We start from the raw sequence: 12,442 nt of genomic DNA, 5'->3' as shown, positions 1-12,442 counted from the left end.
GCCGACCGTCGACACGCTCACGCAGGTCGTCTACCGTGGATGGATGCTGCGTGGGGAGGAGTGATGGACACCGGCGACCGAGTCACAGACGAGCAAGCCCAGCAGATGTACGACCTGATCAATGAGCGGAAGGAGATGCTCGTCACGGGGGTCAAGGGGATGCAGGTGCTCAAGCAGGTGCTGGCCTATGCCGTGCGCAAGGCCGGCGTGTCGATCGAGTGGGATCCGACCACGCCTGCCGCCCTCCGCGAGCGCATGACCATCATGTCGCTGTCCGCGTTACAGTGGAGCTTGGCGGGCGCAGCAGCCGGCCTCGCCGTCGGGGTCTGCACCAACCGGCCCGGGACGTGGGCCGGCATCGGCGCGGGGATAGCGGCGCTCCTCGGCATGTATCAGGGGCACTGCGCCGTCACGTCCGGCTGGCGACTTCGCGGCTACCATGACGAGAGCGGCGTCGAGTACGTCGAGATTAGGATTCGCGCGCTGCCGAGTCCTGCCAGCGGATGAGCTCGCCGGGTACGCGCCTGATGTTGCTCTCCGCCAGGGCGCGGTAAGGCCGCGGCACAGGCGCTCAGCTTTGCGTTGTCCTTCGCGGTGACAAGCTGGCGCCGCAGCTTCCGGATCTTTTTCTTGCTCCAGGCTCTCCTTCGCAGACAGGGCGAGCCGCCTCCACCCGCTGCCCTCACCAGAACAGACCCGGCCGCAAGGTTCACGCTGCAGGGTCGCACTGGCTCGTAGATGTCGGAGAGAACATCCGCTTGCTCCACCACGATGTTTTTTCCGGGCTTGCCCCATTACTGATCTGCTCGAACAGATAATCGGTGAATCGCTTTTTCAGAAAGCTCGCGACGGTCAAGAGCGTTCGCATTGCATCGCTCTCGTATTCGAGCCAGTCGTGTTGGGCGACCATGAGACGTTTCGCCATTTCAAGCTTGTGGCGCATCATCTCGAGATCGTCGTCGCCTCGGAGTTGACCAAGCACCTCGTTCTGCTGGGCGGAGCGTCGAGCACGGCGCTCATGCGCACGATCGAGAACCGTTTGGCACTCACCGTGGAGGAGTATGAGCTCCTCGAGTTTGTCGTCGTCAAGAACCTCAGCGCTCCAGGCGCTCGCCTTTTCGATGGCTGTCGCCAACTCCTGGCGGGCTTCCTCATTCTCCCTAAAGTTCTCCAGAAGAAGGCGAGAAACACGCAGCTCGAATTCGCGCAGGACGTCCTGCCTGACCCTGGCGGCCTTAATTGGGCCAAGAAGGAAGGCGTCAGCAAGGTCGCTAAGCAGCTTAACGGTCCCCATCTGGAGACCCGACGACCTCTTCTCGGTCAAGCACCAGAGCACGAACGTCTCGCAGTTGCCATCCGCCAGTTCGTAGGGCCATCTTCCTATTTCTGCACGTGCGCGTTCGACGACAGCCTCTGGAGCTACGTCGAAGAGCGAGGAATAGTCGGAGACGTGAACATCGAGTCCCGCCGCGAAGCCCTGGAACGTATCCGACACAACAACCTTCTTGGTCTTGGATGCATGGATCACTTCATCGACGGCAACCCAAACGCCGTAGTGATGGCCGAATGGAAGCCCCACGATCTTTCGAACGAGAATCAGGCCGGGGGCAAAATCTCTGCTTTGGACGGGCAAATGACTTCCTTGGCGGGGCTGTATGCACCATAAGCAGCGAAATCGAGCCGTCAACCCGCCCGATGATGGCTGGCGTCGCGCCGCCCAAGCCGACGCCTCCGACAGGATGGCGCCGGTATCTGGCAGATTGCGCGTCGGCTTCCGGGCTGGGACATGCCGGCGCGCCGCCCCGGATCGACAGCCGCGGAGCGCAAATTCGCACATATCTCAGATCGATAGGCTGAGTCCGAGCACTAGCTAGCTCGTGAGCGTCTTGACGTACAGATAATCGCTCGCACCACCCTGTCCGCTAAATAGGCTGATTTCACGGATCTCTCCGAGATTGAGCCAGCGAATCACATGCTCGTCTTGAAAGGAGGGGCTGGTCGCCGGGAAGCCGAATTTCGGCAAGCTCTCCGGGGCGAATGCGATATCGCCCAAACCACTGACCGTGATCCAGTCCGATAAGCCGTTGTGATAGACGACCTCAACCCAGCCTTCGCGATACCAGCACTTCAACGCCGGACCCATTTTGGAGGGGCTCACGCTCTCATGGCGCACCGGCATTCCGAGCACCGCTTCTACCTGCCCTCGAAACCTGCCGGCCAGCCTCGGGATATCGATGTTCGGCTGGAGGGGCACCAGCAGCCGCTCGTCGAGCTCGAGCGTATTTACGTTGTAGTCGGTAGGAGGGCGCTCGGAATACTGCACCTGTGCGAGCTCGGGATGGTCGGGATAGACCTTCGTGACAAGTCCACCCGCCGGCGAAAATGCGTCGCTGTTCAGGGTGCTCCGCACGCGATCGCCCACGCGGAACGAGCGAGTTGGCGGAGTCGGGGGGGTGGGCACCCTACGCACCGTCGCCGCCGTGGCCACCTCCGATACCCGCATCGCGGCGAGTTTCTCCGCCAGCCGAGGGAGCAGCGTATGCACGTCAATCCCCTTGTACGGCACGACCCTGCCGCGATCGATCCCTGGCTGGAGCACCTTTAGGAGTGGCTCGAAGTCTCGCTCGATAATCGCCTGATCGGTGGGAAAGAACGTCCAGAGGACATCAAATGTAGCGAGACCGCTTCGGAGCGCGCCGATCATCGCGCGCTGAAAAATGTCGTCCCAGCCTGAATAGGCCAGCACGACCAGAGTGCGTGTATGGATTAGCCTTGCCAGCGACGCCGACAGCATGGGCCGCTCTTGTCCCAGTTGTGCTGGCGTGTGGAGCGTGTCGGTGCGGTACCAATCTCCATGGAAGTGGACAACCAGACAGCCCTGGCCATCGAAGCCCGGCAGGCTTCCGTCTCCATGCAACGCGATCGTGTGGAACTGTCCTCCAGCTCTGCGGATACTGGCCTTGATCAGAGGATCGAAGTTCGGCGTGAGCACCACCGGCTGATTCGCCGATTTGGGACTCACGATGATCCGACCCAGCGCTTCAACGGCGGGCGCTAGGTGCCATCCCTCATAATCATTCTCGAGCGCTCGACAGTGCTCGATGCTGTCGATCTGGTTCGGGACGACCGGGAACGCGGTCGACTCGCGTCTGGCTCGCAACACCGCGCGCTGAATTATCCGATTGACTGCATCTTGCCCCTTGTTTTGCTGGAGGAAGAGAAATGCTGCCTGGTACTTATTCGTCGGTGTAGCCGTCAGTTTGGCATCGAGCCGCTGAAGCGCGGACCCCGAGAACTCCGCCCTGACCCGTTCGATCATCTCGACGACACCGGGTACTCCCGGGGTATCGGTTCGATTTGACGCCGATATGGGGGACCCCACCAGGTACACGAGGTTCTCCGGGCGATCTGTGAGGCGGCCAAGCAGGTCTTCCTCGTCCGCAAAAGCGATCGACATCGCCGGAGGTTACCATGATGGCGCGATGAGCTGTGGAAGTCCGGCGTCGCATTGCCGCCGGCCGCCTACCGGCGGCTGGGGAGGTGGAAGCGCGGGCCTGGAGCGCCACCTCCGCCGGGCTACGATACCGGCCCGCGGGGGTGGAGGGTCGAACCCCTCGCACGCAGCCGCCGCCGCGTCGGCCGTGGCTCCGACCGCGGCCGCCGTTGCTGGCTCCTAGTACATCCGGCCCGAAGTTCTCCAGGGGTTGCTAGGCCCTCTCTGCAAGGGTCCAGCCGAAGTTGCCGAGGAGCAGCTCGAGCAGTTCGTCGCGAGAGGCGCGGAAGGGTGTTGGTTCCCAGCGCCCGGTATGGGTAGCCATCTCCAGCTGCCACAAGTTGGCGGCGAGACGGCGCAGGCGCGCGTGCGGGATCGGATCGTGGGTGGGGCCGGACTCGAGGGTGATGAGCGGGGCGCGATGCCGGACACGGATATGTGCGAGGCCCTGGTGTTGGCGCAGGAACTGCTCGACAGCGCGAGCGTCATCGTCCGATTTCGCAGCGGCGTTGCGGGTGGTGCGTGGACGGCTCATGCGGCGTGGTGCCGCTGAGTGTGGACGAAGTGACCGCGGAAGGTCCAGTTGAACGGGTGCGCTTCGTCGCTGTTCCAGCGCCGGATGAAGCTCATCACGGCGCGGGGCAAGGCTCCGGCGCAAGGAAAGTCGGCGTAACGAAGGACGCGGCGCTGCAGCAGCGAGAACCAGATCTCGATCTGGTTGACCCACGAGGCATGGATCGGCGTGTATACGAAGTGGAAGCGGTCGCCGTGACGCCGGTTGAAGCGAGCCCAACGCTGGTCCGCACCCTCATAGTGGATGTTGAGGTTATCCCAGACGACGTAGAGCTGGCCGGTAGGATATTTGCGGGCAAGGCTCTCCATGAAGTCCAAGAGGTCCTCGGCCCGTCGTTGCGGCTTGCACTCGCCCAGGACTTCACCGGTGCGGACGTCGAAGGCCGCGAACAACGACCAGGTACCGCGGCGGACGTACTCGAACTCGAAACGGCCCGCGCGGCCGGGCGCGGGGAGCTTGCTGGGAAATCTCCGTCCGAGCGCCTGCATGCCGGTCTTCTCGTCGACGCAGAGCACATGAGCTCCGTCCGGGGGATGATGGTAGAGATCGCAGATGCGCTGAACCTTGCGACAGAAGTCGGGGTCGGGGCTGTGCAGCCAGAGCCTCATCTTGTGCGGCCGGAAATCCTCGTTGCGCAAGATTCGCCCCACCTCGGACACGCTGAGCCCGACACCTGTCTCATGAAGCAGGCGCCTTGCCAACGTCGCATATGTCCACGTCGAACGGGTCTGCTGGCCATGCCTGGCAGGCTTGTCACAGGCGAGTTTGATGAGCTTGCAGCGTGTCGCCGGCGATACCCGAGGAGGTCGCCCACTTCGCGGACGATCCTCGAGCGTCACGACTCGCCCATCACGCGCGAAGCGCCCACGCCACACCCTCACCGTGTCCACGTGGCAGCCCAATCTCCGCGCAATCTCCTGGTTTGAGTGCCCTTCGGCAGCGAGGAGCACGAGCCTCGCCCGGAGTACGAGGCGTGCCTCGGCGCGGCCACTCCGGGCCAGCACCTCCAGTTCGTCACGGACCGAAGGTGCCAAACGAAGCCGTTGTGCTCGTGGGCCTGGCACATCGACGAGATCGTTTTCGCGCCTCGCCTATTCCACCGCCTATACCGCCCTGGCGATGGATCCAGGACAGAACCCCTGGAGAACTTCGGGCAGGCAGTACTAGAAGCCGCAGCAAGCCAGGGTCCACGCCACGATCGGATCGACCTCGGCATCCTCCTCCGGAGGCGTGCAGATCGTCGCCGAGGGCTCGCACGAGCCGACTTGAACCCCGTCCTCGAAGCAAACGCACAGCTCCGTGTCGCACTCCATCCGCTGCGGCGGCTCGGCGGCGCACTCGAGCTCGATGGTGCAGACGGAGGAGCCGCTCGCTCCGGAGCCGAAGACATTGCAATGAAGCACGCCGCAGGCCTCGCCCTGGGCCTTCGCCGCCTCTCCGCACGAGGCCCAGGTGTCGGTGGCGATCTCGTCGCAGGTCATTCCGGCCAGGCACGCGAGCAGCGCCACGTTGCCGTCGGCGCACGCACCCTCGCTCTCGTAGTCGACCAGGCACTGCTGCACGCATTCGCCGAATTCGGGCTCTCCCCACCCGCAGGAGACCAGGTTCTCGCAGTACACCTCGCATCCGTCCTCGATGAGGTCCGCGCTGCCGCCGGTCGTCGCGTCGGTCCCGGTCGAGCTCGTCGAGCCGCCTTCCGTCGACTCGCCGGCGGCCTCGTCGCTCGTCGTCCCGCTGGTGGACAAAGGCGCGCCGCTCGTGTCGAGCCCCGTGGAGCTCTCGGAATCGGCCCCGACGTCGCCCGGCACTCCGGCTCCGCCGCACCCGGCGACGAACAGCCCGATCGCGGCCCACGCGGATGCAAGGTGCCGTTGTACTCGACGGCACCCGCTCGGTCGCGCGTCACAAAGAAGAATACGTCCTCGGAAGTGATGTGGCATGGTTCGACTCCTCGATGGCGGGACCGGCAGCCGCTCGCGTCCAGGCGCGCCTGCCCGACGTGACCGATGGGTCATTCGCAGGCGGTCGAGGCATGGGGTTCGAGCGCGTGAGCCGGACCGTCGCTTCTATTCAGACACGAGGCCACGAGAAGTTTCCTGCGCTCGTCCTCGCCCATCACTTTTTTAGCCGGGCCCCGCACGCCGCACGCGACCCGCGACACCAGCCACGGAGCGCGCGCGACGTTCACCAGGGCACCTTGGTACATCCAGCCGGCCGGCACGAGGCCCCGCTCGCGCGTCGCCGTCACCGTCGCTCAATTGCTCGGCGGCACGTCCTCGCAGGGCGTCGGCCGCCACCGGAAGGCCCCTCCGCCGTACCACTCGTCGCCGGCCATGGTATTGACGATGTCGCCGCGCTCGTTGATCCGCCTGCCCAGCAGGTTGGCCCACACGGACTCGAGCGGCAGCGCCTTCGTGGCCTCGGCGGTGCCGACGAAGAACCCGTCCTCGTACTCGCCGGCGATGAGGCCCTGCTCATTGATGCTCCTGGCGACACCCGAAGCGGCGCCATCGGGCAGCGGGATGTCGATCACGTCTCCGCCGTCCCACAGCACCGGCAAGCCCCCCCCTTCCTCTTCCTCTTCCCCCGTATAGACATAGTACCGGCCGACGATCTCGCCGCGGTCGTTCATGTCCAGCGGAAAGAACGCGGAGCCCTCCCGCGACGGCAACTCGCGCGCGAGCTCTCCCTCCCAGATCAGGCCGCGCTGCTCGGGCCCGCACTGGACGTCGGCAGCGATTCGCCCGTGGCTGTCGATGAGCACCTCCCCGGCCCAGGCGAGCGGCGAATCGCACAGCGTCGCCAGCTCGGTCCGCTCGGCCGCCGCCTGCCACCGCACGACCGCACCGACCTCCGGATCGAAGCCGGCGATCTCGTCGGCGTCGTTGAGCGCGCGGACCTGGCCCGTCCCCAGCTTGACGAGCTCGCCGTCCTGCCACCAAAAGGCGCGCGCCGGCCCCGATTCCCCGAAAAACGTGCTCAGCGCCACGTGCCCGCGCTCGTTGATCCACCCGTATTGGAACCGAAGCCCCGACGGCGCGGAGATCCGCGCCACGACGGCGCCGTCCCGCCACACGAACGCGTCGGTCCACGGCGGGACCCACCCGGCCATGGGGCTCGCCAGGATCAGGACCTCGCCGCGATCGTTCATGTCGAGCGCGTGGGTCTGGAAGAAGCCCTCGATCGTGATCGCCCGGGGCGCGCCGCCGTCCCACAAATACGCGGTCTGCATCGATTGCCCGATGTCTTGCGCGTGTTCGGTGGGCGAGGCGTCGAGGAGGACGCGCCCGTCGTCGTCGAGGTCGACGAACCATTGACTTTCCTCCTCGACGATCCCGAGCTCGGGCACCTGCTCGAACGAGTAACACTCGGCCGGGGCGCTCTCCGCTCGCCCCGACGCGGGCGATTCGTTCGCCTCGCAGCCGGCGCTACCCAGCATGGTGAGCGCGAGCAGCAAGCGGCCAGGCGGGCGCGAGGAGACGGGGGCCGGAGGGCGTATCATCATGTTGCAGTCCACGATGTTCGAGGCCGCCGACGTCGCAAGCGGCCCCATGCGATCTCGCCGGCGGATGCGCGGCCCGATTGTACGCACCTTTGATGGCAGCGCCGAGGTCGTTCCGCCATGCTCTCGAGCCGAGAGGTGGTGGATGCCCGATCGATCGCTCCTGTCGTCTCGTCACCGCGTCGCGCCTGCCGTCGCGCTCCCGCTGTGCGCCGCGGCCTCCCTCGCGCATGCAGGCACCGAGCCCACGATCGCGTGGGGCACGTATTACACCGGCGAACATTCCTCCAGCTACCTGCATGGGCTCGGAGCGCTGCCCGACGGGAGCTTCATGGTCCTCGGCGGTCCCAACGACTCGTTCCACGGCGAGCGCATCAGCCGGTTCGACGCTTCCGGGCGACCGCAGTGGAGCCTGCTCTACGCCGGCGCCGGCGAGGGCCGGGTCATCGCGCTGACGATCGTGCCCGGGCAGAGCGACTTCTATGTCGCTGGCGAGACCGAGGCCGACGAGGGCATCGCCACCGCCGGGGCTCATCAGAGCACGCGCACGTGCTTCGGTCACGGCGCCCGGTGTGCGGCGGACGCTCTCGTCGCCCGCTTCGATGACACGGGCGAGCGGCAGTGGGGCACTTATTTCGGCGGCCCCTTCGACGACAGAATCGTCGCGGCCGCCGCCGATGCGACCGGCGCGCTGCACGTCTGCGGCGAGACGGGCTCGCCGAGCGGGATCGCCACCCCCGACGGCTATCAGACCACTTTGGTCGGCGAGTTCGCGGGCTTCGTCGCCGTCTTCGAGCCGACCGGCCTGTTGCGATGGGCCACCTATTATGACGACAGTTGCTCGGCGATCGCGCTCGACGAGCCCGGCGACGCCGTGTACGTCGCCGGGGGCACCGAAGCCGGCGACCTGGCCACCCCGGGCGCCCACCAGGAGGCCGCGGACGACGGCCGCGACGCCTACCTCGCGCGATTCACCGGCGACGGCGAGCTCGTGTGGAGCACCTATTACGGCGGCCCGGGCGACGACCTCGGCGAGGCGGTCCGGGTCGACGCCGACGGCGCCGTGTACCTGCTGGGCACGACCGACTCCGCGACGGCGATCGCCACCGCCGGCGCGCACCAGGACCGGCTCGGCGGCTCGTCGGACGTCTTCCTCGTTCGCTTCACCGCCGGCGGCGAGCGGGAGTGGGCGACCTACTTCGGCGGCGCGGAGTACGACCAGGCCGCCGATCTGGCCGTCGACGACGAGGGCCGCCTCTACCTCGGCGCGACCGTGATGTCAGACGATTTGGCCACACCGAACGCCCCGCGACGGCACGTCGCCGGCGGACGCGACGCGCTGGTCGCCAGGTTCGACGGCACCGGCGCGCTCGAGTGGGCGACCTACTACGGGGGCGAGAACGACGACTACGTGTCCGCGCTGGCGCTCAGCCCGGACGGCAGCGTGTACCTCGGCGGCTTCACAAACTCGACGACCGGCATCTTCACGCCCGGCGCGTACCAGGAGATCGGCACTACGGGTCCGGCCGCCTATATCGTCCGGCTCCTGCAGGGCTCGTAGCGGCGTCGTGGGTGTTCGTATTCAGCGTCGACGCCGGGCGAGGAGGCTCCAGATCGTGGCGACGAGGCAGCCGAGCGCGAGCGCCAGGACCCACAGGGCGTGCAGCGCGAGCACGCCGCCCGCGTGCATCGTCGCCATCAGCGATACCACGCTCCACGCGGCGAACACCAGGAACGCCGCCGCCGCGCGCGGCCAGGCGGCGTGGTACGAGGCAGGTCGCAGGATCGCCAGCGCCACCGCCAGCTCGACCACCGTCAGCGGCAGGACGACGCCGAGGATCCCCTCGCTGTTGTGGCCGTATTGCGCCGTGCCGACCCGCGACGGGTCATGAGGGTCGAGGGCCGCGTCGCGAAGCGCCAGGATCACCGTCGCCGCCCACGCGCCGACGAGCGCGGCGTAACGGGCCCTCGTCCATCCTCTCGTGCTCGGTGCGTCGGACATCGCGGGCGGCTCCTCGCAGGCTCGCCATCCTATCGCCTTGCCGGGCGGGCCCGCCACACCGCGTCCGTCGTGGGGTCCGCACACGGAGATGCGCGGGGCCGCACTGTGTCGCCCCCTCGGCGCGCGATCGCTGACGAGGCCGAAGATCCCGAAGCAGGCGAACAACAGCACCAGAATGACGAGAGAAGCCATGTCACACCTCGCAACGAGGACTAAACCGGCCGGCCGCCGAAGCGGTGGGCGAATACGCCGGCCACGCTGAAGAACAGCGTGTGCTGGTCGCGCGCGAGGCCCGTCGCGTCGTCGGCGATCGCGGAATTCCTGTAAAAAAAGCCGTGGGGATTGGTCGAGTGGTCGTAGCGGTACTCGACGCGCAGCAGCAAATTGTTGAACACGCGGAAGTTGTTGGTGAACGTCCCGCTGACGAGCGTCTGCGGCACCCCGAACATGCGGCCGTCGCGGTCCCAGAAGAACTCGGGGCGCAGCGCCATGTCCCAGGTGCGCGCTTTGCCGAGCACCCGCCACCGGGTGAACACTGCGCCGTTCATCCACATCTGCCACGGCGACAGCGGCAAGTCGGTGCGCGGGTCGGCGCCGACGTCGAACAGGCCGGAGACGCCGAACTTGTCGGTGTTGTAGGTGAATTGAGTGTCGGAGAACAGCCGCCAGGCGCGCGCGCGCAGGTCGGCCTGCTCGGGGCCGATCCACACGTACTCGCCGAGGTTGAAGCGCTCGCTGGCGGTGAACGTGTAGCCGAGCATCACGCTCGGCGCCTTGTTGTTGTCGGCGAGCAGCTGCCAGCCGTTGACCACCCACAGCTGGACCTGATGCTTCTCGCGGATCGTCTGCGCCAGCTTCAGGCCCGACAGGTAATACGGCACGCTGTTGAGCTGCCAGGTGACCGTGTAATTCCAATTGTAGGGACTCCAGTGAATGCCGATCCCGACCGGGCTGAGTTGCAGGCCCGCGACCACCTCGGTGCCGCGGCGAGTGCGGAAGCCGACGTTGGCGCGCGAGAGGTGCTTCCACACCTCCGGCCCGGCGAACTTGCCGTTCGCGCCGCCGGCCACCGGCTCGTAGGCCACCAGCGCGTCGGCGGCCGGACCGGCCTGGGCGGCGAACTCGAACAGCGGCGAGAAGCGGCCCGGGATCGCGTCGCGGCGGACGTAGGCGACCGCGTGGTTGAGCGAGAACTCGCCGGTGCGCGGCTGCACGCTGGTGCCGCGATACACGTGATTGTCGGGGTTGTTGCTGTTGTAGGCGTAATTGATATCAATGAATCCTCCGACCTCCCACGGCCGCCAGCCGGCCGCGCCGCGCGGGTCCATCGCGTCCCCGGCCGCGATCGCCGGGTTGTTGACCGCCGCCGCGTCCGTGCCGGGCAAGGCCTTCTGCACCCGCTCCTCGTCGTCGCGCGGACCGACCGGCACCGCCGCGGTCGCGGGCCGCTCGGCCGAGCTCGCAGGCTTGTCGACCGCCGCGTCCGCGCCCGGGAGCTCGCCCTGGACGCGCTCCTCGTCGTCTTGCGGCGGCGTCCACGGCGGCAATGCGACCGGCGTCGACGCCTCCGCGGGCGAGCTCCGGGCGCTCGCAGGCTGCACGGCCGGCGTCGACGACGGCGCGCCCGAAGCTTGCGAGGCAGGCCGTGACGACGCGAGCGCCTGCGCGACGGCCAGCGTGAGGAACAACGAAAACGTCGGGCTCATGGACCGGCGCGAGGCTATCGACGCCGGGGTTAAGACGACGCTAATTCGCGGTCGAGCCGCGCTCGAGCGCCCGCGCGCCGATCAGCAGCGGGCGCGCCGTCACGGCCCCCGTGCCTGCGGAGGTCGCGGTCTCGGCGGCGGGCTCGGATTCATGCGCCGAAGTCGAGCACCAGCCGGCCGCGGACGCCGCCGGCCTCGAGCAATCGATGCGCCTCCGCGGCCTCCGCGGCCGGGAGCACCCTGGCCACGCGCAGGGCCAGCTTGCCGTCCTCTGCTTGTTGGCGCAGACGCTCGAGCTTCGCGGTCTCGGTGAGCCCGTCGCCGACGAACACCGGGTACGCGACGATGCCGCGCTCCGTCGGGCCGCTCCATCCGCGCACTGTCACGATCGCCCCGCCGTCGCGGATCGCCGGCAAGATCTGCTCGTGCAACATCGCCGCGTCGAACACCGCATCGACCCCTTGCGGGACGACCTCGCGGATCCGCCGCGCGAGCTCGTCGCCTCGCTCGAGGATGACATCGGCCCCGAGTCGCTCCACCAGCGCGCGATCGGCCGGCGACGCGTCGGCGATCACCCGCAGACCGTCGAGCTTGCCCAGCTCGACGGCATAGCCGCCGACCGCCCCGGCCGCGCCCGTGACCGCCAGCGTCTGACCGGGCTGCAGGCCGAGCGAGTCGAGCCCCATCCGCACCGTGAGGGCGTTCATCAGCAGCGTCGACGCGGCCGCCAGGTCGCTCCCCGCGGGCGCGCGGACCACCGAGGCCGCGGGGGCCACGATCTGCTCGGCGTACGCGCCCTTGTGCGGACCGTAAGGCGTGACGATGGCAATGACCTCGTCCCCGACCTTCAGCCGGCCGTCGCCGCCCGGCCCGACCGCGTCGATGACCCCGGCCGCGTCCATCCCGGGGATGTACGGCGGCGGCGGCACCTGCGGCAACAACCGCGTGATCTCCCCCGAGCGCAGCAACACATCGGTCGGATTGACCGCGGCCGCGTGCACGCGGATCCGGACCTCGCCCGCTCCGGGCCGCGGCTCCGGCAACTCGACGATCTTCAGGACCTCCGGCCCACCGAACTCTTCGACGACGATCGCTCTCATGCGAGTGGTGATAGTCCGCCGCGCCGGTCTCGACAAGGTGCGCGTAGGATCCTCACCCTTCGAGT

The 12,442-nt window shown here is 67.5% G+C and carries 12 protein-coding genes; 2 read left to right on the top strand and 10 right to left on the bottom strand.

Translation table 11 applies throughout. From position 1 onward, the window contains the following. The first annotated feature begins 63 nt into the window (after positions 1 to 63). Positions 64 to 507: a hypothetical protein gene (locus O0S08_RS09445; RefSeq protein WP_269038710.1), complete on the top strand. Its 444-nt coding sequence runs from the start codon at positions 64 to 66 to the stop codon at positions 505 to 507. A 202-nt stretch (positions 508 to 709) separates the two neighbouring features. On the opposite strand, the gene O0S08_RS09440 is transcribed toward O0S08_RS09445, so the two are convergent. The 7 genes from O0S08_RS09440 to O0S08_RS09410 form a co-directional block, all read right to left on the bottom strand. Next, positions 710 to 1,633 (bottom strand): lecithin retinol acyltransferase family protein, encoded by a 924-nt coding sequence (locus O0S08_RS09440; protein ID WP_269038709.1) that lies wholly within the window; start codon positions 1,631 to 1,633, stop codon positions 710 to 712. Positions 1,634 to 1,870: 237 nt separating this feature from the next. Beyond that, positions 1,871 to 3,457: an SIR2 family protein gene (locus tag O0S08_RS09435; protein WP_269038708.1), complete on the bottom strand. Its 1,587-nt coding sequence runs from the start codon at positions 3,455 to 3,457 to the stop codon at positions 1,871 to 1,873. Positions 3,458 to 3,707: 250 nt separating this feature from the next. Next, positions 3,708 to 4,028: a hypothetical protein gene (locus tag O0S08_RS09430; protein ID WP_269032845.1), complete on the bottom strand. Its 321-nt coding sequence runs from the start codon at positions 4,026 to 4,028 to the stop codon at positions 3,708 to 3,710. Further along, positions 4,025 to 5,071 carry an IS630 family transposase gene (locus O0S08_RS09425; protein ID WP_269032844.1) on the bottom strand — a complete coding sequence of 349 codons (1,047 nt, stop codon included), beginning with the start codon at positions 5,069 to 5,071 and terminating at the stop codon, positions 4,025 to 4,027. The genes O0S08_RS09430 and O0S08_RS09425 overlap by 4 nt, the downstream gene beginning before the upstream one ends. Before the next feature lie 159 nt (positions 5,072 to 5,230). After that, complete coding sequence (locus tag O0S08_RS09420) at positions 5,231 to 5,812, bottom strand: hypothetical protein (RefSeq protein ID WP_269038707.1); 582 nt, start codon at positions 5,810 to 5,812, stop codon at positions 5,231 to 5,233. A gap of 266 nt (positions 5,813 to 6,078) precedes the next feature. Continuing rightward, on the bottom strand, positions 6,079 to 6,315 hold the full coding sequence (locus tag O0S08_RS09415) for a hypothetical protein (protein WP_269038706.1): 237 nt from the start codon (positions 6,313 to 6,315) through the stop codon (positions 6,079 to 6,081). 6 nt (positions 6,316 to 6,321) lie between these two features. Beyond that, positions 6,322 to 7,506: a hypothetical protein gene (locus tag O0S08_RS09410; protein WP_269038705.1), complete on the bottom strand. Its 1,185-nt coding sequence runs from the start codon at positions 7,504 to 7,506 to the stop codon at positions 6,322 to 6,324. Between the two features lie 208 nt (positions 7,507 to 7,714). On the opposite strand from O0S08_RS09410, the gene O0S08_RS09405 reads away from it, so the two are divergent. Then, a complete protein-coding gene (locus tag O0S08_RS09405) occupies positions 7,715 to 9,130 on the top strand; it encodes an SBBP repeat-containing protein (protein WP_269038704.1) in 1,416 nt (471 codons plus the stop codon). Between the two features lie 21 nt (positions 9,131 to 9,151). Here O0S08_RS09405 and O0S08_RS09400 read toward each other — a convergent pair whose 3' ends face one another. The 3 genes from O0S08_RS09400 to O0S08_RS09390 form a co-directional block, all read right to left on the bottom strand. Then, complete coding sequence (locus O0S08_RS09400) at positions 9,152 to 9,571, bottom strand: hypothetical protein (RefSeq protein WP_269038703.1); 420 nt, start codon at positions 9,569 to 9,571, stop codon at positions 9,152 to 9,154. Positions 9,572 to 9,783: 212 nt separating this feature from the next. Continuing rightward, complete coding sequence (locus O0S08_RS09395) at positions 9,784 to 11,277, bottom strand: outer membrane beta-barrel protein (RefSeq protein WP_269038702.1); 1,494 nt, start codon at positions 11,275 to 11,277, stop codon at positions 9,784 to 9,786. Between the two features lie 149 nt (positions 11,278 to 11,426). After that, entirely contained in the window at positions 11,427 to 12,377 is a 951-nt protein-coding gene (locus O0S08_RS09390) for a quinone oxidoreductase family protein (protein ID WP_269038701.1), read from the bottom strand. Positions 12,378 to 12,442: the final 65 nt, after the last annotated feature.

This window comes from Nannocystis punicea (assembly GCF_026965555.1).
Classification (GTDB): domain Bacteria; phylum Myxococcota_A; class Polyangia; order Nannocystales; family Nannocystaceae; genus Nannocystis; species Nannocystis punicea.
The sequence above is the reverse complement of the archived record's forward strand: the minus strand, read 5'-3'. Positions and strand labels throughout refer to the sequence as shown.